This window comes from Ensifer adhaerens (genome assembly GCF_001270265.1).
GTDB lineage: Bacteria > Pseudomonadota > Alphaproteobacteria > Rhizobiales > Rhizobiaceae > Ensifer > Ensifer adhaerens_B.
In genome coordinates this window covers 408,379-427,759 of the sequence record NZ_LGAP01000002.1, presented here as the reverse complement: position 1 = coordinate 427,759, position 19,381 = coordinate 408,379, and the positions used below count along the sequence as shown (strand labels likewise).

The window sequence follows — 19,381 nt, the reverse complement described above, 5'->3', positions numbered from 1 at the left end:
CCATTGCGCCATGGGACAGGGCTGGATCCTCGGGTCAGGCCCGAGGATGACGACCGAGCGGTCGGGCGGCGAAAACAGCTTTGCCATCATCCTCGCTTCTCGCGCCTTACTCCCGCCGACGACGTGTCAGATGAGCGGTCGCTTGCTCTCGCTGAAACCTTCCCAGCCGGCGATTGCCAGCAGGCCGTCGATATCGCGAACGTTGCAGCCCTTGTCCGCCCAGCGGATCATGCCGCGCTCGGCCAGCTTCTTCAGCGTCTTGTTGGTATGGACGATCGAAAGCCCGAGCGTATCGGCCACGTGCTGCTGGGTGATCGGGATCGCGACACGGCTGCCCTTGAAGAGGTCGAGCGCCTTGGCACGTTGATAGAGAAAGGCGATGAGATAGGCGGCCCGCTCCAGCGCCGACCGGCGGCCGATGCTCAAGAGGTTCTCGTCGAGGATGCGCTCTTCGCGCGCGGCGATCCAGGTCAGGTCATAGGCGAGATCGGGATAGCTGCTGTACAGCCGATTGAGCTTGCCGCGTTCGAAGACGCAGAGCGTGACGGGAGAGAGCGCCTCGATCGAGTGCTGCATCTCCCCCATCAAGCTGCCCTGCAGCCCGACAAGATCGCCGGGCATGATGTAATTGAGGATCTGCCGCCGCCCGTCGTCGAGCATCTTGTAGCGAAAGCCCCAGCCGGTCAGCACGGTGAAGAGATGAGCGCTGTGCGCGCCTTCCACCAGGATCGTCGCCCCGCTGTCGACCGCGAGTTCTCCGGTCTTGAACTCCGAGACGAAGGCAAGCTCGTCCGAGGTAAATGCCCGGAAATGATCGAGCTTGCGCAAGGGACAGCTTTCGCATGGGATGCGTTTGTCGTTGCGGGTTGCCGTTCCGGCCATCAATCCATCCGATACATGTTGCGGCAGGCCGCTTTGGCTACCATGGTCCTGATCGGAACTAGCGTGCACGGCCAGGGCGGCAAGGTTTGCCGGGCCGAAAACGGATAGATTTCAGGCGCTTCATGGCTCGCTACTGTGAGCGGTGATGATGGACAGCCGTCGCCTCGCGCCCTATCTCTTGCATTCGATCCTGCCCGCTGGAGCCTCCGCCATGTCTCATCCCGCCTTTGCCCCCGATCACCTTGCCGTCGTCACCGGTGCCGCTTCCGGCATCGGCCTTGCCGCCGCCCGCCGCTTCGCGCGGCTCGGCATGCGTGTCGTGCTCGCCGATCTTAGGGGTGAGCGCCTGACGCGGGCCGCAGCGGAGGTCGCGGAGCTTTCGCCGCATGGGACGGGCTACGTTGCAGCCATCCCGACGGACGTCTCTCGCCTGGAGAACATCGAGGCGCTGAAGCGCGCCGTCCGGGAGCGTTTCGGGCCTGTCCATGTGCTGATGAACAACGCCGGCATTCAGCCAGGCAGCGCAATGTTTGGCCCACAGGCAAACTGGGAGACTGTGCTCGACGTCAATCTCTGGGGCGTCATCAACGGCTCGCGTGTTTTCGCGCCGCACATGACCGCCCATGGGCAGCCGGGTATCATCATCAACACCGGCTCGAAGCAGGGCATAACCACACCGCCCGGCGACCCCGCCTACAATGTCTCCAAGGCCGGCGTGAAAGCGTTCACCGAGGCGCTGGAACACGAGTTGCGCAACATCGCCGGCGGACAAGTCCACGCCCATCTGCTGATCCCCGGCTTCGTCTACACGTCGCTCACGGCAAATGGCCGCACGGAAAAGCCCGAGGGCGCCTGGACACCGGATCAGACCATCGACTTCATGATGGAAAGCCTTGAGCGCGGCGACTTCTATATCCTCTGCCCCGACAACGACGTGGCCCGGTTGACCGACGAGAAACGCATTCTGTGGGCCGCCGGCGACATCGTCGAGAACCGGCCGCCGCTGTCGCGCTGGCATCCGGATTACAGCGATGCCTTCAAGGCCTTCCTCGCCAAGGACCGGAGCTGACTTTCCGCCCACGTTGACACAGCGTTCGCCGGCGTGGTTCTGGCGCGGGTGACCCGCTTGTGGTTTGTGAGGGCATGATATCGGGAGACGAAAAATGACGAGCGGCATCCACCACATCACGCTGATCGCCCGCAAGGTGCAGGCAAATGTCGACTTTTACGTCGGTTTCCTCGGCCTGCGCCTGGTGAAGAGAACCGGCGGCTACGAGGATGCCACCCAGCTTCATCTCTTCTATGGCGACGCCGAAGGCACGCCCGGTTCGCTCGTGACATTCCTGATGTGGGAAGACGGCGCGCCCGGTCGTGTCGGCCACGGCCAGCCGAGCGAGATCGCCTTTGCCATCGCGCCGGAAAGCATCGGCTTCTGGCTGACGCGGGCGCTCCAGTACAACATCAAGATCTCCGGTCCGGCACAGGAGTTCGGCGAGCCGGTGCTGCGGCTCAAGGACCCCGACGGCGTCATCGTCAAGCTAGTGGGCACCGACGCGGTGCCGGCGGCAGCGCCATGGAGCACACGCGACATTCCCGAGGCGGATGCGATCCGGCGCCTGCGCGGCGCCACGATCCTGACCGAGCAGCCGGCCGAATCCGCCCGTTTTCTCGCGGAACATTTCGGCTATAGCGAAACCGGCGCTACCGATACGATCCGCCGCTTCACCTCCCAATCGGGCGACATCATCGACGTGCGCGATGCCACCGGTTTCTGGACCTCGGCACCCGGCACCGGCACGATCGACCACATCGCCTTTCGCGCACCGGACAAGGACACCGTTCTGAAAGTCCGCGACGACCTCCAGCGCGATGCCGTCGTCATCAACGCCCATGATCGCAAATACTTCTTTTCGCTTTATGTCCGCGAACCCGGTGGCTCGCTCTATGAGTTTGCAACCGACAAGCCCGGCTTCACCATCGACGAGCCCAAGGAGACGCTCGGCACGCAGTTGTTCATCCCCGCCCATTTTGCCGACCGGACCGCGGAAACGCTCGTCAGCCTGCCGCAGTTCGCCCTGCCGGGCGAGCCGCGCCTGACGGAACGGGACCTACCCTTCGTTCACCGCTTCTATCATCCTGATACGCTCGACGAGCGCACCTTCGTGCTCCTGCACGGCAGCGGCGGCAACGAGACGCAACTCCTGCATCTTGGCCATCAAGTGGACCGCCAGGCAACGCTGCTCGGTGTTCGCGGCCGCTCCACCGAAGAAGGCTCGCCGCGCTGGTTCCGGCGCTACTCCTCCACCACCTTCGACCAGAAAGACGCTCGCGCCGAGGCCGATGCCTTTGCCGCCTTTCTCGAGGGCGCGCGCGACGGCTACGGCATCGATCTCGCGAAGGCCGTGTTCATCGGTTATTCCAATGGCGCGAACCTGCTGGTCGCATTGATGACGCTGCATCCGGGGCTGATCCGGCACGTGGTGCTGATGCGCTCGATGGTCGTGCTCGACGATATGCCGACGCCGGATCTCACTGGCACGGATATTCTGCTGCTGACCGGCCGCAGCGACAGCTACGGTGAATTTGCTCCGCGCCTGAAAGCCGAGCTCACGAAGACTGGCGCCAAGCTCACGGCAATTGATCTCGACATGGGCCACGAAATCGGTGCGCCCGATATCGCTGCCATCCAGCAATGGCTGGAAGAAAAAGGCGCATGAGGGATTACAGGCTGCTGGCGGTTCCGGTGCTACGGTCGCGGCCGACCCACGCTCTCCGTCATGCTCGGGCTTGACCCGAGCATCCACCGCCTCAAGGCTTTGAGCCAAGTTGCACCGACGGTCGCGCGCGGATGGATCCTCGGGTCAAGCCCGAGGATGACAAAATTCGGTCTTTGGTCCTTTCGCCAGTTCGGGGAGCCCAAACAAGTGTCCCCTCAGGACTGAAGCCCTTAATTGCTGCTTTGCGCCGCGGCAAAATCGGCGAAAGCCTTGACGAAGGCGCGCAGACGGTCGCCCGCGTCAGTGTCCGTCAGCACCCCATCCTGATCGAACAGGGTTTCCGCACGCGGCAGCATCAGCCGCTTGCCCGACCAGAGTTCCGCCCCCAGCGTGCGCATCACCGGAAGCCAGGCGTTCTGGCTGAGGATCGTGCCGAAATTGCCCGGCGACGCGCCCGCCAGCGCAAAGTGCCGGCCACGAAACACCTTGGCGATATCGGCCGATGGCCTGCTCAGCCAATCGATCGCGTTCTTGAAAACCCCCGGCATCGAATTGTTGTATTCGGGCGTGAACAGGATCACGCCGTCGGCCGCGATGATCTTCTGCTTCAACGCCGTGACGGCCTGAGGGATACCGTCCCTAGCTTCGACATCGCCGTCATAGAGCGGAATGCCGTGCAGCGTCGCGGTTTCGAATTCGACACCATCGGGCGCGCCGGCAGCGGCAGCCTTCATCAGGCCGGTGTTGAACGACGCCTGCCTGAGGCTGCCTGAAATGCCGAGGAGTTTCACCATGATCGGACCCTTTGTTGCTCATTGCCGCCATCATGGGTCGACGCGGCGGTAAAGCCAATGGGATCAGAGGGATATAAAGCGGAAAAAGCCGGGGACGAGCCCCGGCTTTCTGTTTTCGATCGTTATTCCAGCGGCTTCAGCCGTGCCTCGATCTGCGCGCGCTTCGGCTCCAGGAACGGCGGCAGCGACAGGCTTTCGCCCAGCGTCTCCATCGGTTCGTCGACGGCAAAGCCCGGTCCGTCGGTGGCGATCTCGAACAACACGCCGTTCGGCTCGCGGAAATAGAGCGAACGGAAATAGTACCGCTCGACCTCACCGCTCGACGGCAGGCGGAAGCCCTGCAGGCGCTCCGTCCACGCCGTCAGCGCATCCGTATCCGGCGCCCGGAAGGCGACATGATGCACGGCGCCGGCCCCCTGGCGGGCGATCGGCAGGCCCGGCTGAACGGCGACATGCAGCTCGGCGGCCGGACCACCCTCGCCCATCGAGAACACATGCACCTGGCCCTCGCCATCCGGCGACGGATAGCGTCTTGCTTCGGTCATGTTCATCACCTGCGTCAGCACCAGCTCGGTGTTGGTGATGTCAGGCACGCTGATGGTGATCGGACCGAGGCCCCTGATCTGGTGCTCAGCCGGCACCGAACTCTTTTCCCAGGGATGCGAGGGCGAAAGTCCGCCATCGTCGATCAGCCGGAAACGCTGGCCTTCGCCGTCCTCGAAGTCGAGCGAGGTACGGCCGTCGATTTCGCTGACGTCGCCGGCGGTCACTTTCATCTCGTCGAGGCGGCCCTTCCACCAGCGAACGCTATCGGCACTGCCGACGCGCAGGCCGGTGCGCGAGATGCTGTGCGTGCCGCGACCTTCGCGCCCGACCGGCCAGTCGAAGAAGGTCAGGTCCGTACCCGGCGTCGCTTTGCCGTCGGCATAAAAGAGGTGATAGGCGGTGGTGTCGTCCTGGTTGACGGTTTTCTTGACCAGGCGCAACCCGAGAACCTTGGTGTAGAAGCGCAGGTTCTCCGGCGCGTTCGCGGTGATCGCCGTCAGATGATGAATACCCGTCAGTTGCAAACTCATGATTGCCTCCAATGTGTGGCTTTTCCGTTGAGCACAATATGGGTCGGCGCCGCGATTACGAAAGTAGACAATGAAGAACGGAATGTTCTTCTGGAGTGAACGATCTTCGCCCGTTCTCAGGCTTTCAAGTCACCCAGATAGGTGTTCTCCAATCGCGAGATCGCGAAGCTCGCCGGATTGATGTCGGCGAAAATCAGCGTTTCGTGGCCGGAGTCACCCTTTGCAAGCACCTGCCCATCCGGCGATGCGATGCGCGACAGGCCGGCAAAGGAGAACAGCGGGTCGGAGCCGCAATGGTTGATATAAGCGACGAAGACCTGGTTCTCGAAGGCACGCGTCGGGATCATGTGATCGGTGATGAAGGTGCCCGACCATCCGGCCGGCAGCGCCGTCGGCACCAGCACGGCTTCGGCACCTGCCAATGCCAGCCTGCGCACATTCTCCGGAAACTCGACGTCGTAGCAGATCAGCATGCCGCAGGTGACGCCGCGATGGACGAACAGCCGCGTCGACGGTTTCTCGGCCGTAAACAGCGCGCGCTCGTAGTCGCCGTAGAGATGTGATTTCCGGTAAACAGTCGGCGTTGCGCCGCCATCGACATAGACGGCACTGTTATAGATGTCGTTGCCGTCCCGCTCAGCGAAACCGGCGATCAGCGCGATGCCGCTCTCTCGCGATATCTGCGCCAAGCGCTGCACGATCGGCCCGTCCGCCGGCTCGGCCAGATCGCGGATCGCGTCTCCCGCGCCGTAACCGGTCAGGCCGAGTTCTGGCGTCATCAACAGCGTTGCCTCTTTCGAAGCCGCCTCCTTCGCCGCTCGCGCAAGGCGGTGGAGATTGGCGGCGACGTCGCCGCAGGTCGATTGCATCTGGAGAGCGGCGAGTTTCATCATTTTCCGTCCGACGACATGGCGCCCAGCAGCTTCGGCAGGTCGCCGAAGCGGGCGACGAGCCCGAAGATCACGGCCGCCGTGGTGACAAACAGGACCGTCACCGACGCCATGGTCGGCGTGTAGCCGTAGCGAAGCGCGTTGAAGATCTTGATCGGCAGCGTTTCCATGGTGAAGCCGACGGTCATGTAGGCAACGATATATTCGTTGAGCGACAGCACGAAGGCGAACGCATAGCCGGAGACGATATAGGGCAGGATCAGCGGCAAGACGATGGTGCGGAAGATCGTGCGTTCATCGGCCCCCATGGTCGCGGCCGCCTCGACCAGCGATCGGTCGATCGAGGTGAAGCCGAGCGACAGGGTCACCAGCGGCAGCGTCACGAAGAAGATCGCGTGACTGACGACCGCCGTCCAGGGCTGGCCATAGAAGCCGACCGTCGCCCAGAAGGTGAGCAGACCGAGGGCGGTGATGACGGGCGGCAGCGTGAAGGGCGCGACGCCGAGCAGCTGGAAGATATTGGCCCAGGGCGCGATCCGCCGCCAGAGGAACCAGGCAAGCGGCAGCGCGATCGCAACCGCGAGCGCTGCCGACAGCAACGCCAGTGTGACGGAAGCGAAAAGCGCGCTGCGCCATTCGGGATTAAAAAAGATCTCGCCATACCAGGATAGCGAAAAGCCTTGCGGCGGGAAGGCGAGCGTCTGCTTGGCGTTAACTGAGACGCCGGCAACAACGATCAAGGGCAGCGACAGGAACAGGCCGATGAGGAAGAAATAGGCCTTGCGGAAGATCGAGGTCATGCCGCTTCTCCCTTGCGTCCGGCGATCACGGTCAGCGCCACGAGCCCGAGCGTGACCAGCACCAGGAACACCGCCATCGCCGCGGCGAACGGCATGTTCGACTGGTAGATTGCCTGGTCGGTGATCAGCACCGACAGCGTCCAATGCTGCGGCCGGCCGAGCAGCTGCGGCAGCAGGTAGGAGCCGAGCGCGAAGATGAAGACCATGATCAGCGTGGCGGTGATGGTGTTTCTGAGCGCCGGCACGACGACGGTGAAGAAGGCTTTCAGCGGCGACGCGCCAAGGGTTCGGGCTGCCTCCGTCAGGGTCGGGTCGAGCCGCACAAGCGCCGGGAAGAGCACGAGCACGGTATAGGGGAAAGCTTGATAGACCATGCCGGTCAGCACCGCACCGAAGCTCGGGGTCAGCGCCTTCGCCTCGCTCATGATGCCGAGCGCCACCAGAATATTGGTGATGCCGGCCGTGCGCGAAAACAGCGTCGACCAGGCAAAGCCGATGATGACTTCCGACAGCGACAGGATCGATAAGAGCGCCACCAGCCAGACCACCTGCACCTTTCGCGCCATGCGGGTCAGCATGTAGGTAAAGGGCAGCGCCAGCACGACGCAGCAGATCGCCACGGTGATCGCGAGCAACAGCGAAAAGCCGAGCACGCCGCCGAAGAAGGCGGAAAGGAAGCGCGCATAATTGTCGAAGACGAAGGCCGGCGTATAGAAGCCGCCCTGCTGGCGCTGGAAGAAGCTGACGGCGATCATGGTGCCGAAGGGCACGACGAAGAAGATGGTCAGCATCGCCGCGGGAAAGAGGAGCGGCGCGTAATCGCCAAGGGTCTGGGGTGGTTCGCGTCTCATTTCTTCAAGACCACGCAAACGTCAGGGGTGAGCGCGATGCCGACCTCCTGGCCGACGGTGACGTCTGGCCGGGCGCGCGGCGTCGAGACCGCGACGATCTGCCGGCCGGCAATGTCGACGAAGGTTTCGATCGTGCCGCCGAGATCGCGCACGAAGGTAACCTTGCCGGTGAGCGCGCCGGCACCAGGCGCGGTCAGGTGAACGTCCTCGGGACGAACCGACAGCGTTCCCTTGGACGCGCCAGCCGGCAGGGCAAGACCGGCGATCGGCTGTCCCAGCACCTCGACGCGCCCAGTGCTGTCGGCCTGCACTTCGAGAAGATTGGTCTGGCCGATGAAGTCGGCGACGAAGCTGTCGGCCGGCCGGCGGTAGATCTCGATCGGCGACGCCGCCTGGCGGATCTCGCCGCCATTCATGACGACGACCGTATCGGCCATGGTCATCGCTTCGCGCTGGTCGTGGGTGACGACGATGGTGGTGATGCCGAGCTTCTGCTGCAGCTGGCGCAGCTCCACCTGCATTGCCTCGCGCAGCTTGGCGTCGAGCGCAGAGAGCGGCTCATCGAGAAGGAAAAGCTTGGGCGAGATCGCAAGGGCCCGGGCAATCGCGACACGCTGGCGCTGGCCGCCGGAAAGTTTGGCAACGGGCCTGTCGGCATAGCCGGTGAGATGGATCATCGACAGCAGTTCATCGACCCGCTTCTTCTGGTCCTCCTTCGCCGCGCCGCGGATGCGCAAGGGATAGGCGATGTTCTCGCCGACGGTCAGATGTGGGAAAAGCGCCAGCGACTGAAACACCATGCCGAGATTGCGCTTGTGCGTCGGCACATGGGTGATGTCATCGCCGTCGAGCCGGATCGCCCCGCCGGTCGGCAGGTCAAGGCCGGCGATCATGCGCAGGAGCGTGGTCTTGCCGCAACCGGACGGGCCGAGCATGCAGACGAACGTCCCGTGCGGCACGTTGAGGTCGACATTGTTGACGGCTCTGAAGGATCCGAATTCCTTGACGACGTTTTGAAGGGCAAGTCCGGACATTATCTCTCCGCGGAATGGGCCCCTCCCGTTTGCGGGAGGGGTTGCAAGGGGAGACGAAGACCATGGCCTCCCCTTCGTTTAAGCTCCGGCCCGCCCCATGGATGGTGGCGGGCCAACCTCTCGTCATCAGCCGACGATCAACTCGGTCCACTTCTGGTTCAGCCAATCCGACTTGCTCTGGTAGAGGTCGTAGCGCGGCACGATCGGCTCGATATCCGACGAGACGGCTGCGAACTCCTTGTCCGTCAGGTCCGTGACTTCGCGCTTGACGGTCGGTGACGTGCCGACCTTGCGCGACAGTGTCGCCTGGATCGAAGGCTGGCACATGTAGTCGATGAAGATATGCGCTTCTTCGGACTTCTGCGAGGCGCGCGACAGCGCCCAGCAACCGGAATCCTGGATGCCGCCTTCCTTCGGGAAGGTCGAGCGCACCGGATTGCCGTCGGCGGCGGCAAGGCCCGTCACGTCATGATAGTACTGGCCCATCGGGATTTCGCCCGACTTCAGCGACTGCTCGAACTGCGCCTCGTCGCGGTACCAGAGCCGGACGTTCGGCTTCACCTCGGCGAGCTTTTCGAAGGCCTTGAGAAGGCCCTCTTCGGTATCGAGCGCATTGGTGCCGCCGAGGAACGTCTTGGCCGTCACTTCGAGCAGGAAGGAGTTGGAGACCAGTGCCAGCAGGCCCAGCTTGTCGGCATTTGCCGGATCCCAGAAGGCAGACCAGGAGGTCGGTGCTTCCTTGTAGACGTCCGTGTTGGTCACCAGCGTGATGTACCAGGAAACGGCCCCGATGCCGGCAATGCGGCCATCCGGATATTTGTTGACGAAGCGGTCGAGCAGGTTCGAGCTGTTCTTGATCTTCGCCATGTCGATCGGCGTCCAGAGATCGGTCGACTGACCTTTCAGCATCGCCACCTGCGACATCATCGAAACGTCGGCAGGCGCCTGGCCGGCGCGAGCGGCCTGCTCGAGCTGAACGAGCCAGGCTTCGCCGGTCGGCTCGGCGATCGATTCGACGGCGATACCCGTCGCCTTGGTGAATTCGGGGAAGATGTTTTTGTCGAACGAGGTTTTGAAATAGCCGCCGTAAACGCCGACCTTCAGCGACTTGTCCTGGGCGCGCAGCACCGAAGGCATGGCCAGCATCGAAGCGCCGGCTAGGCCAGCGCCGAGCAGCGTGCGGCGCTTGATGGAAGTGGTGATCATCATCTGTCTCCTTTGTTTCGGCGGTGATCCGCCTTGTTCCCTGTTCTCTTTGATTTCTTGCACATTTTCGGTCTCAGTGCGCGGGCATTTTGCGCTCCAGCATCCGTGCATATTGCGTCAGTGGATAACACAACACGAAGAAGATCACCGCGACCAGCCCATAGACCGTGAAAGGTTCGAAGGTTGCATTATTGATCGCATTCGCGGTTCTGAGAAGCTCCTCGAAGCCGATGATCGACGTCAGCGCCGTGCTCTTGATGAGCTGGACGAGAAAGCCGACGGCCGGCGGCCGGGTGATCGCGAACGCCTGCGGCAGGATCACCAGGCGCAGCTCCTGCAGGCGGTGCAGCCCGAGGCTGGCGCCGGCATCCCATTGACCGAGTGGCAGCGCTTCGACGCCACCACGCCAGATCTCGGCGAGATAGGCGCTGGCATAGAACGTCAGCCCCAGTGCCGCGGCAGTCCACGGCTCGATGCGAAAGCCGAGCATCGGCAGGCCGAAGAACATCAGGAACAATTGCATCAGCAGCGGCGTGCCCTGAAACAGCGCGATGTAGCCCGAGCCGAAACGGCGCAGCCACTTCTGTTTCGATATGCGGGCGAACAGGATCAGGAGGCCGACGGTGGCCCCGCCGGCAAAGGCGACGATGGACAGAAGCAGCGTCCAGCGGGTGGCAAACACCAGGTTGCGCAGGATGTCCCATAAGGTGAATTCGATCATGACACGCCCGCTCCGAGCATTCGCCGGCCGCCGGCGACGAACAGGCGGCGGATCGCCATCGACAGGCCGAGATAGATCAGTGTGACGACGAAATAGGTTTCGAAGGAACGGAAGGTCCGCGCCTGCAGCAGGTCCGCCTCATGGGCAAGCTCCCGCACCGCGATCTGCGACACGACGGCCGATTCCAGCATCATGATGATCACCTGGCTGATCAGCGCCGGAAAGATAACCTTCAGCGCCTGCGGCAGGATGATCTTGACGAACACCTGCCTCGGCCTCAGCCCAAGCGCAAACGCCGCCTCGCCCTGGCCCTTCGGCACGGCATCGAGGCCGGCACCGACGATCTCCGTCGTATAGGCCGCCATGTTGAGCGTCATCGCCAGGATCGCGGCAACGATCGGATCGAGCCGGATGCCGATACTCGGCAGACCGAAGAAGATGAAAAACAACTGCACCAGAAACGGCGTGTTGCGGATCACTTCGACATAGACGGCAACCGCCTTGCGCAAGACGCCGTAGCGACTGCGGCGGGCGGCGGCAAACAGAATACTGATCAGGATGCCAAGCACCGTGGTGCAGGCGATCAGGAAGAGCGTCATCGCGGCGCCATGGACGATCGCGCCCGCGGCGTCCCGAAGCCACCCGAAATCGAGGCTGTAACCCATCGTCGCAACCTTTCCCCGAAAGGCCCACGGAGACGCAAGTCCCCGTGGGCGTCAAGTGCTGATTAGTCCTTGAGGTTTTCGGGGTTGAGCGGCGTCTTCAGCCAGGCCTCGGAGCTGGCGTTCAGCTTGCCGTCGGCCAGCATCTTGGCAACCGCTTCGTTGACGGCCGTCTTCAGGGCTTCCTCGTTCTTGTTGAGACCGATATGCGACGGCGAGGTCAAGAGCTGGAACTTCTGTTCCGGCTTCAGCGCTTCCTGGCGGGCAAGCACCTGCGCGCCAACGTCGTTGCCGACGACCATCAACTGGGTCTGGCCGGAGATGAACGCCTGGATCACGGCATTGTAGTTGTCGAAGCGCTGGATTTCGGCCGTCGACGGCGCCGCCTCGGTCAGTGAGGTATCTTCCAGCGTGCCGCGGTTGACGGCAATCGTCTTGTCCGCAAGGTCGTCCTTGCCGGCGACCTTAAGTTCGGCCGGACCGATGACGGCGATGTAGTAAGGCGCGTAGGCCGCAGCGAAGTCGATCACTTCGGCGCGTTCCTTGGAGAAGCCGACGCTCATCAGGATGTCGACACGCTTGTCGTTGAGATAGGGAATTCGGTTCTGGCCGGTGACGCTGACCAGGTTGAGCTTGACGCCGAGACCGTCGGCGATCTGCTGAGCAACGTCGATGTCATAACCCTTGATGCTCATGTCGGCACTGGCCGAAGAGAAGGGCGGAAAGTCCGAGAAGATGCCGACATTGATCTGCCCGGCCGACTTGATGTCGGCGAGCGCGTCGGCGCGCGCGATACCGGTTGCCGCGCCCAGCATCAGAGCGGCGGCGAATGCTGCTTTCATCGTCTTGTGAAGTGTCATTGTCGTTCCCCTGTCCGGAAGCATTGTTGGTTGTGGCATTTGCTGGTCGGCCGCCGCTTCCAGTCCGGCAGCCGACAATCTTTTTCTCAGGCGTCAGGCGGACTTGCCTGTAACGGCCGGGCTGAACACCATGAGGCTGAGGATCTCGAACAGAACCTGGGCGCCGGCATGTGCCGTGTTGGTCGTCGCGTCATATTGCGGCGCGACCTCGACGACGTCGCCGCCAACAAGGTTGACGCCCTTGAAGCCGCGGATCAGTTCCAGCACTTCGCGGGTGGTGAGGCCGCCGACCTCGGGCGTGCCGGTGCCCGGCGCAAAGCTCGGGTCGAGGCTGTCGATGTCGAAGGTGAGATAGGTCGGGCCGTCGCCGACGATCTTCTTGGCCTTCTCGATGATCGCGGGAATGCCGAGACCGGTGACTTCCTCCGCATGGATGACGGTCATGCCGGACTCGTAGGAGAACTCCCAGAGATATTCGGCCGAGCCGCGGATGCCGATCTGCACGACGCGGGTCGGATCGAGCACGCCGTCGAGCACCGCGTTGCGGAACGGGCCGCCATGGTGGAACTTGGTCAGGTCGTAGGCGCCGCCGGTGTCACAATGCGCATCGATATGGATCAGGCCGACCGGCTGCTTCTTGCCGACGGCCTTGAGGATCGGATGGGTAATCGAATGGTCGCCGCCGACCGACAGCGGAATAACGCCGGCATCGACGATCTGGTTGATGCGCTTTTCGATGTCCTCATGGCTGAGTTCCAGCCGGTAGCGGCTCTGGAACGGCACGTCGCCGATGTCGGCAACACGCAGTTCGTGAACCGGCGCGCAACCGAGCACGTGGTTGTAGGGGCCGATGCGCTCGATCGAACGCAGCGCCCGCGGCCCGAAACGCGAACCCGGACGGTTGGTGACGCCGAGATCCATCGGAATGCCGACGATCGCGACCTGCAGATTGCCGAAGTCCGGCTCGTCGGCATCGACAGCCATGTGCGGCGCGGTCAGGAAGGTCGGGATGCCGGAATAGGGCGCAAGGCGCGTGCCGCTCTTGGTGAAGATCTTGTCGGCGACGCGGCGGAAGGTCGGGTCGAACAGCTCGCCGCCATGGCTCTCGCCGTATTTCGCCTTGAGTTCGCCAAGCTTCTTTTCGTCCCAGGCCATCCCTACAAACCTCCGTCATGTCAGCCGGGGAATGCGCACAAAGGCGCCACAGATCAGCATCTGCGGATGGGGCCGGTTCTCTCCGGCGCTATCATGTTCCCCAGGCTTTTTGCCCTTGTTGAGGACCATTAGGTGACAAATCCTCTGGAAAATCAATTGACATTGTTATAGCGTTTCGTGTGAGAAAAATTCACATGACAACAACCCGCCGGAACCCACCTTCTTGTCCAGCCGCCTGCCGCCCCTGAACCCCTTGCGCGCCTTCGAGGCGACGGCGCGCCGTGGCTCCGTGTCGGCCGCCGCGCGCGAGCTCAACGTCACGCATGGCGCCATTAGCCACCAGATCCGGGCGCTCGAACTGTCGATCAACGCCACGCTGTTCGAGCGCGGCGGCAAGCGACTGAAACTGACGCCGCAGGGCGCGTTGCTGCTGCCGGCCGTCACCCACGCCTTCGCCGAGATCGCCGCGGCAACTGCCGCAATGACGCGCCCGACGACCAGCGGCGAACTGCGCATCACCTGTGTCCCCGCCCTGCTCTCCTTCTGGCTGATCCCGCGTCTGCATCTGTTCACCGAGCAGTTTCCCGACGTGCGCCTGACACTGATCGCCTCCAACGACGACGCCTATCTCGATGCGTCCGATGTCGACGTCTGCGTGATCTATGGCGACGGCAACTGGCCGGGCTGCTGGTCAAAGCTCTGGAGCCGGCTGGAACTGTTCCCGGTGGTCAGCCCGACATTGCTGAACATGCGGCCGTTGCGCTCCGTGCGCGACCTGCGCGACCATGTGATGCTGCATGGCGACGACGGCCGCGAATGGAACACGTGGCTGGCGGCAGCCGATGCCAGCGATCTGCAGCGCGGCCGCCAGCATTTCATGAGCGACGCGCGGCTTTCGACCGAAGCGGCGCTGCACAATCAGGGTGTCGCGCTCGGCGACACCATCACCGCCGGCAGCCTGATCGCCCGCGGCGAACTGATCGCGCCTTTCGACCTGACGGTTCCGGCCAACGATGCTTTTTACGTCGCCTGCCGCAACGAGGTGCTGGCCGCCCCGATCGTGCGCATCTTCATCGACTGGATGTTCTCGGCACTGGAAAACGACCCTATGCCGGAACTGCAGACTTCGGCGCGCACGATTATTCGCAGCCGAGCCTCGAAATCCGAGCCGACAGACCGTAAATCGGTGAAGGACGGCTTTCAGCCGGTTTCAGCCCCGGCCCGTGGCCGGCGGCTGGAACGCCCACAGAAACGCAAGAACAAAGCCTGAGACATAGGAACACCCGCCATGCCGCATTTCAATCCGCTCGTCGAAAAGCTCTCGCCGCCGCCCGTGCCGTCGGTGCTTGCCTGGGCGAAAAGCTATGATGGCTCCCGCGGGCCGCTGATCGACCTGTCGCAGGCAGTGCCCGGATATCCGGCACACCCGGACATGCTGGCATGGCTCGGCGAAGCGGCGGCGTCGACTGCCTATACCGGCTATGGCGCAATCGAAGGCGAAGCGGTGCTGCGCGAGGCCTATGCCGCGCATGTGGCAGATCTCTACGGTGCCGCGATCACGGCCGACAACATCCACATCACTTCGGGCTGTAACCAGGCGTTCATTTGTACCGCGATGGCGATCGCGGCGGCCGGCGATACGATCCTGATGACCAACCCCTACTACTTCAACCAGCAAACGACGCTGGCCATGCTCGGCATCAATGTCGAACTGGTGCCCTGCGATGCCGGTGCCGGTTTCCTGCCGGAGGTGGACGCGATCGCCGCAACGCTGCGGCCGGGCATTCGCGCCCTCGCCCTCGTTTCGCCGAACAATCCGACCGGTGCGATCTATCCGCCCGAGCTTCTGTCGCGCATTCACGACGTCTGCCGTGCCAACGGCACCTGGCTCATCCTCGACGAAACCTACCGCGACTTCCTGCCTGACGCCGCCACGGCGCCGCACGGATTGCTGCAGGCGGAAGCATGGCAGGACAGCTTCGTCGGCCTCTACAGCTTCTCCAAATCCTTCTGCATTCCGGGCCATCGCCTCGGCGCGATCACGGCCGGGCCCGCGCTCGTCGAGCAGGTCACCAAGATCATGGACAACCTGCAGATCTGCGCACCTCGCTCGGCGCAGGCCGCGGTCGCCAAGGCCATCCCGGCGCTTACCGATTGGCGCCTTGGCAATCGCGCCGAAATCGCCGCCCGTGCCGATGCGCTGCGCGATGTCATGAGCCGGCTGCCGCAATGGAAACTGCAGGCGATCGGTGCCTACTTCGCCTATATCCGGCATCCGTTCCCGGATATCGATTCGCAGTTCGTCGCCGAGAAACTGGCAAAACTCGCCGGCGTCGTCTGCCTGCCGGGCGACTATTTCGGCGAGGGTCAGGAAAATTACCTACGCTTTGCCTTTGCCAATGCCGATGCGGACACGATCCGCCAATTGGAAGAGCGGCTCGCCGGCTTCAACCTGCCCGGTCTTTAATAGGGTCTAACCCCGACGGGCGATCAGGATGCCGACGAGCACGATCGCCCCGCCGATCGCCTGCATCAGCCCGACCGGCTCCGAAAGCAGCATCCAGGCGAGGATCGCGGCGACCACCGGCTGCAGCAACAGCGTCAGCGACGAAAACGCTGGCGGCAGGTAGGCAAGCGCATAGGTGATCGCCACCTGCCCGCCCGCATGGCTGACGAAAGCCAGACCGAACAGCATCGACCAGCCGAAGAGCGTCGGCGGCAACAATGTCGGCTCGGACAAGAGCACGATCGGCAGCATGCAGATGGCCGCCGATGCCGTGCTCCAGACCATGATCCGGATGGTGCTGAACAGGCTGCGCAGCCGGCCGATCGCCAGGATGTAACCGGCATAGAACATCGCAGCGACAACGGCGACGCCATCGCCCAGCAGATTGCCGTCGCCAAGCGCCATCGGTCCGCCCTTGAGGACGATCACGCCCGCGACTGCCGTCGCCAATCCGAGGGCGAACACCGCGCTGATGCGCGTGCGGAAAAGCAGCCAGCTCGCGAGCGTCACGAAAACAGGGGCAAGGTTGGCAAGCAGCGTGGCATTGGCAACTGACGTCTTGGTCAGGGCATAGTGCCAGGCGGCAAGATCGATCGCGAGGAAGACACCGGGCAGCACCAACAGCGCATATTCCGAGAGCCGCTCGGGCCGCCGATCCGACGCAGGCGCTTCGCGAAACCAGGACCAGGCGAGAAGCGGGATCAGCGCCAGCGCCACGCGCCAGAAGGCCGTCGCCATCGGCCCGACCTCGGACAGCCGCACGAAGATCGGCGAGCCGCCGATCGCAGCACCGCCGATCAGGAGAGCGGCCATGGCAAGACGGTTATGGGAAGAGGCGGTGGCGGGGGCTGAGGGCACGGCAATGTCCGGCTGTCTGCTGGCGGGCGCGGACGATCATGGCGCCCGCGACAAGGCAGCTAGCAGAAGACCGAAGCCGGCGACAGTCGCAATAAATCGCCCGATGCAACAAAGACGGCCGCCATGCGCAAACACGGCGGCCGCCAGATCTATTGCGCCTTACCAGCGCTATGCTTCGTCTCGTCAGGCGGCGTCCGGAATGTGCACCGTCTTGACCTCGAGGAAATCCTCGAGCCCGAACATGCCGCCTTCACGACCGTTGCCGGACTGCTTGTAGCCGCCGAACGGGCTGCCATAACGATGCGGACCACCGTTGATGTGCATCATGCCGGCGCGCAGGCGCGACGCCACCCGCTCGGCCCGCTTGGGGTCGCCGGTCTGCACATAGGCGGCAAGGCCGTAATTGGTGTCGTTGGCAATCGCGATCGCTTCCTCCTCGGTATCGAAGGGGATGATCGTCAGCACCGGTCCGAACACTTCCTCGCGGGCGATGCGCATGGTGTTGTTGACGTCGGCAAAGATGGTCGGCTTGACGAAATAGCCGGTTTCGAAGCCCTCCGGCTTGCCGGCGCCGCCAACGACAAGACGCGCGCCTTCGGCAATCCCTGCCTCGATCAGCGCCTGCACACGGCCGAACTGGACGTCGCTGACCAGTGGGCCGATGTGGCTGCCCTCTTTCGTGGGATCGCCAACCTCGGCCTCACTGCCGACGCGGCCGGCGATCTCGACGACCTTGTCGTAGACGCTGCGCTCGACCAGCATGCGGGTCGGCGCATCGCAGGACTGGCCGGAATTGTTGAAGCATTCGAGCACGCTTCCGGTTACGCGGTCTTCGAGGTCGGCATCGGCAAAGACGATGTTCGGCGACTTGCCGCCAAGTTCCAGCGTCACGCGCTTGACCGTTTCGGCCGCATCCTTGCTGACGGCGATACCGGCGCGCGTCGAACCGGTAAACGACATCATGTCGATATCCCGGTGCTGGGACAGCGCTGCGCCCGCATTGATGCCATCGCCATTGACGAGGTTGAAGGCACCGGCAGGGAAACCGGCCTCATCGATCATCTCGGCATAAAGCATGGCATTCAGCGGCGTGAACTCGCTCGGCTTCAGCACGCAGGTCGAGCCGGTGGCAAGTGCGGGAACGACCTTGAGCGCGATCTGGTTGACCGGCCAGTTCCAGGGCGTGATCAGGCCGCAGACGCCGATCGGCTCGCGCAGGATCACGTCGCCGTTCGGCAGCGTGTCGCGCGTCTTCAGCCGCTTCAGCGCATCGATGAAACCCTGCAGATGGCCGACGCCGACATCCGCCTGCTGCTCGCGCGTCATCGTCGTCGGCGCGCCGAGCTCCATGGTGATGGTCGCGACCATCTCATCGTAGCGGCGCTTGTAGATTGCCAGCAGCTTTTCCAAGAGCGCCAGACGCTCGTCCACGCTGGTGCGGCTATAGGTCACGAAGGCCTTCTTCGCAGCGGCAACGGCGCGATCGATGTCCGCGGCGGTGCCCATCGAGATCACCGCAATCGGCTTCTCGGTCGCCGGGTTCAGCACGTCCAGATCGTTCGGCGCGATCGGGTCGACCCATTGGCCATCGATATAAAACTTCCTCTTGTCGAGCATATGCTCCTCCTTCCCGTCAGATTGTCTTTTCTTTCTCCGCGAGCCAGTCCTTGATGAGTGCGCGATAGCGCTCGCCTGAAAAGCTCGGAAAATGTCCGCCGTGAACGATACGCGCCGGAATGCGCAGCAACCGTTCCATCGACGCCAGATAGTCGTCGGCATTGGCGTGGTAGGTATCTTCGATCAACGGCCCGTCGTAGAGGATGTCGCCGGAAAAGAGCACGCCGGTCTTCTCCTCCCAAAGAGCGATGCCGCCGGGCGAATGGCCGGGCGTATGGATCACCTCGAAGCGGCGATCGCCGAGATCGATATGGTCGCCATCGGCAAGGATGATGGTCGCCGGCGCGGCCTTCACCGCGTAGGTGGTCGAGGCATAGGGCTCGGGCGGCAGCGCGTCGAAGATCTCGTCGGCGACATAGGGATCGGCGAGCGTGTTAGCACGAGTCGGATGCGCCAGCAGTTCGGCCTCCGCCGCATGCACTGCCCGGCAATCGAATTCGTGATGGCAGCCGATATGGTCGAAATGCGTATGGCTGGCGACGGCGGTCAGTTTGCGCTCGGTGACCAGCGGCACCCACGCGCGCAAGGACACGACCCCCATGCCGCTATCGACCAGCATGTCGCGGTCGCGCCCGCGCACGTGCCACATGTTGCAGCGGTAGAACTCCTGGATGAAGGGTTCGCAGATATAGGTGACATCGTCGTCGAGACGTCTCACCGCATACCAGTCTTTCGGAGCTATTCGCCGCATT

Annotated in this window: 19 protein-coding genes; 4 read left to right on the top strand and 15 right to left on the bottom strand. The window is 63.3% G+C overall.

The window, feature by feature from the left end; genetic code table 11:
• Positions 1-126: 126 nt before the first annotated feature.
• Complete coding sequence (locus tag AC244_RS06820; protein ID WP_053248028.1) at positions 127-882, bottom strand: Crp/Fnr family transcriptional regulator; 756 nt, start codon at positions 880-882, stop codon at positions 127-129.
• 211 nt (positions 883-1,093) lie between these two features.
• On the opposite strand from AC244_RS06820, the gene AC244_RS06815 reads away from it, so the two are divergent.
• Together AC244_RS06815 and AC244_RS06810 are read left to right on the top strand one after the other, a co-directional pair.
• Positions 1,094-1,951, top strand: coding sequence for an SDR family NAD(P)-dependent oxidoreductase (locus tag AC244_RS06815; protein ID WP_053248404.1), 858 nt, complete (start codon positions 1,094-1,096; stop codon positions 1,949-1,951).
• 94 nt (positions 1,952-2,045) lie between these two features.
• A complete protein-coding gene (locus AC244_RS06810; RefSeq protein WP_053248027.1) occupies positions 2,046-3,599 on the top strand; it encodes a VOC family protein in 1,554 nt (517 codons plus the stop codon).
• Positions 3,600-3,829: 230 nt separating this feature from the next.
• Here AC244_RS06810 and AC244_RS06805 read toward each other — a convergent pair whose 3' ends face one another.
• The 11 genes from AC244_RS06805 to speB all read right to left on the bottom strand — a co-directional run bounded on the left by AC244_RS06805 (position 3,830) and on the right by speB (position 13,648).
• Positions 3,830-4,393, bottom strand: coding sequence for an NADPH-dependent FMN reductase (locus AC244_RS06805; protein ID WP_053248026.1), 564 nt, complete (start codon positions 4,391-4,393; stop codon positions 3,830-3,832).
• Between the two features lie 122 nt (positions 4,394-4,515).
• On the bottom strand, positions 4,516-5,469 hold the full coding sequence (locus tag AC244_RS06800) for a ring-cleaving dioxygenase (protein WP_053248403.1): 954 nt from the start codon (positions 5,467-5,469) through the stop codon (positions 4,516-4,518).
• Positions 5,470-5,585: 116 nt separating this feature from the next.
• A complete protein-coding gene (locus AC244_RS06795; RefSeq protein WP_053248025.1) occupies positions 5,586-6,362 on the bottom strand; it encodes a carbon-nitrogen hydrolase family protein in 777 nt (258 codons plus the stop codon).
• Positions 6,359-7,159, bottom strand: a complete 801-nt coding sequence (locus tag AC244_RS06790) for an ABC transporter permease (protein ID WP_053248024.1) — start codon at positions 7,157-7,159, stop codon at positions 6,359-6,361. The genes AC244_RS06795 and AC244_RS06790 overlap by 4 nt, the downstream gene beginning before the upstream one ends.
• Positions 7,156-8,010, bottom strand: coding sequence for an ABC transporter permease (locus AC244_RS06785; RefSeq protein WP_053248023.1), 855 nt, complete (start codon positions 8,008-8,010; stop codon positions 7,156-7,158). The genes AC244_RS06790 and AC244_RS06785 overlap by 4 nt, the downstream gene beginning before the upstream one ends.
• Positions 8,007-9,044 carry an ABC transporter ATP-binding protein gene (locus tag AC244_RS06780; protein WP_053248022.1) on the bottom strand — a complete coding sequence of 346 codons (1,038 nt, stop codon included), beginning with the start codon at positions 9,042-9,044 and terminating at the stop codon, positions 8,007-8,009. The genes AC244_RS06785 and AC244_RS06780 overlap by 4 nt, the downstream gene beginning before the upstream one ends.
• Positions 9,045-9,170: 126 nt before the next feature.
• Positions 9,171-10,250 (bottom strand): ABC transporter substrate-binding protein, encoded by a 1,080-nt coding sequence (locus AC244_RS06775; protein WP_053248402.1) that lies wholly within the window; start codon positions 10,248-10,250, stop codon positions 9,171-9,173.
• A gap of 73 nt (positions 10,251-10,323) precedes the next feature.
• The gene (locus tag AC244_RS06770; RefSeq protein ID WP_053248021.1) at positions 10,324-10,971 is read right to left on the bottom strand and encodes an amino acid ABC transporter permease; all 648 of its coding nucleotides are present in this window, start codon (positions 10,969-10,971) and stop codon (positions 10,324-10,326) included.
• Positions 10,968-11,636 carry an amino acid ABC transporter permease gene (locus AC244_RS06765; protein WP_053248020.1) on the bottom strand — a complete coding sequence of 223 codons (669 nt, stop codon included), beginning with the start codon at positions 11,634-11,636 and terminating at the stop codon, positions 10,968-10,970. Before AC244_RS06765 ends, AC244_RS06770 begins: the two co-directional genes overlap by 4 nt.
• A 62-nt stretch (positions 11,637-11,698) precedes the next feature.
• Positions 11,699-12,493 (bottom strand): transporter substrate-binding domain-containing protein, encoded by a 795-nt coding sequence (locus tag AC244_RS06760; RefSeq protein ID WP_053248019.1) that lies wholly within the window; start codon positions 12,491-12,493, stop codon positions 11,699-11,701.
• Positions 12,494-12,586: 93 nt separating this feature from the next.
• Positions 12,587-13,648: an agmatinase gene (speB, locus tag AC244_RS06755; RefSeq protein ID WP_053248018.1), complete on the bottom strand. Its 1,062-nt coding sequence runs from the start codon at positions 13,646-13,648 to the stop codon at positions 12,587-12,589.
• 223 nt (positions 13,649-13,871) lie between these two features.
• On the opposite strand from speB, the gene AC244_RS06750 reads away from it, so the two are divergent.
• Both AC244_RS06750 and AC244_RS06745 read left to right on the top strand, forming a co-directional pair.
• Positions 13,872-14,918: a LysR substrate-binding domain-containing protein gene (locus tag AC244_RS06750; protein WP_053248017.1), complete on the top strand. Its 1,047-nt coding sequence runs from the start codon at positions 13,872-13,874 to the stop codon at positions 14,916-14,918.
• Between the two features lie 18 nt (positions 14,919-14,936).
• Positions 14,937-16,115 (top strand): aminotransferase, encoded by a 1,179-nt coding sequence (locus tag AC244_RS06745; RefSeq protein WP_053248016.1) that lies wholly within the window; start codon positions 14,937-14,939, stop codon positions 16,113-16,115.
• A gap of 6 nt (positions 16,116-16,121) precedes the next feature.
• Here AC244_RS06745 and AC244_RS06740 read toward each other — a convergent pair whose 3' ends face one another.
• The 3 genes from AC244_RS06740 to AC244_RS06730 all read right to left on the bottom strand — a co-directional run bounded on the left by AC244_RS06740 (position 16,122) and on the right by AC244_RS06730 (position 19,380).
• On the bottom strand, positions 16,122-16,967 hold the full coding sequence (locus AC244_RS06740) for a DMT family transporter (RefSeq protein WP_053248015.1): 846 nt from the start codon (positions 16,965-16,967) through the stop codon (positions 16,122-16,124).
• 228 nt (positions 16,968-17,195) lie between these two features.
• On the bottom strand, positions 17,196-18,629 hold the full coding sequence (locus AC244_RS06735; RefSeq protein ID WP_053248014.1) for an aldehyde dehydrogenase family protein: 1,434 nt from the start codon (positions 18,627-18,629) through the stop codon (positions 17,196-17,198).
• Between the two features lie 16 nt (positions 18,630-18,645).
• Positions 18,646-19,380, bottom strand: coding sequence for an MBL fold metallo-hydrolase (locus AC244_RS06730; RefSeq protein ID WP_053248013.1), 735 nt, complete (start codon positions 19,378-19,380; stop codon positions 18,646-18,648).
• Position 19,381: the final 1 nt, after the last annotated feature.

Coding starts and splice junctions, on each gene's coding strand:
- AC244_RS06775 (WP_053248402.1), bottom strand. CDS start 10,250: ATGATCACCACTTCCATCAAGCGCCGCACGCTGCTCGGCGCTGGCCTA.
- speB (WP_053248018.1), bottom strand. CDS start 13,648: ATGGCCTGGGACGAAAAGAAGCTTGGCGAACTCAAGGCGAAATACGGC.
- AC244_RS06765 (WP_053248020.1), bottom strand. CDS start 11,636: ATGGGTTACAGCCTCGATTTCGGGTGGCTTCGGGACGCCGCGGGCGCG.
- AC244_RS06730 (WP_053248013.1), bottom strand. CDS start 19,380: ATGCGGCGAATAGCTCCGAAAGACTGGTATGCGGTGAGACGTCTCGAC.
- AC244_RS06795 (WP_053248025.1), bottom strand. CDS start 6,362: ATGATGAAACTCGCCGCTCTCCAGATGCAATCGACCTGCGGCGACGTC.
- AC244_RS06790 (WP_053248024.1), bottom strand. CDS start 7,159: ATGACCTCGATCTTCCGCAAGGCCTATTTCTTCCTCATCGGCCTGTTC.
- AC244_RS06800 (WP_053248403.1), bottom strand. CDS start 5,469: ATGAGTTTGCAACTGACGGGTATTCATCATCTGACGGCGATCACCGCG.
- AC244_RS06770 (WP_053248021.1), bottom strand. CDS start 10,971: ATGATCGAATTCACCTTATGGGACATCCTGCGCAACCTGGTGTTTGCC.
- AC244_RS06735 (WP_053248014.1), bottom strand. CDS start 18,629: ATGCTCGACAAGAGGAAGTTTTATATCGATGGCCAATGGGTCGACCCG.
- AC244_RS06740 (WP_053248015.1), bottom strand. CDS start 16,967: ATGGCCGCTCTCCTGATCGGCGGTGCTGCGATCGGCGGCTCGCCGATC.
- AC244_RS06745 (WP_053248016.1), top strand. CDS start 14,937: ATGCCGCATTTCAATCCGCTCGTCGAAAAGCTCTCGCCGCCGCCCGTG.
- AC244_RS06780 (WP_053248022.1), bottom strand. CDS start 9,044: ATGTCCGGACTTGCCCTTCAAAACGTCGTCAAGGAATTCGGATCCTTC.
- AC244_RS06785 (WP_053248023.1), bottom strand. CDS start 8,010: ATGAGACGCGAACCACCCCAGACCCTTGGCGATTACGCGCCGCTCCTC.
- AC244_RS06760 (WP_053248019.1), bottom strand. CDS start 12,493: ATGACACTTCACAAGACGATGAAAGCAGCATTCGCCGCCGCTCTGATG.
- AC244_RS06815 (WP_053248404.1), top strand. CDS start 1,094: ATGTCTCATCCCGCCTTTGCCCCCGATCACCTTGCCGTCGTCACCGGT.
- AC244_RS06805 (WP_053248026.1), bottom strand. CDS start 4,393: ATGGTGAAACTCCTCGGCATTTCAGGCAGCCTCAGGCAGGCGTCGTTC.
- AC244_RS06810 (WP_053248027.1), top strand. CDS start 2,046: ATGACGAGCGGCATCCACCACATCACGCTGATCGCCCGCAAGGTGCAG.
- AC244_RS06820 (WP_053248028.1), bottom strand. CDS start 882: ATGGCCGGAACGGCAACCCGCAACGACAAACGCATCCCATGCGAAAGC.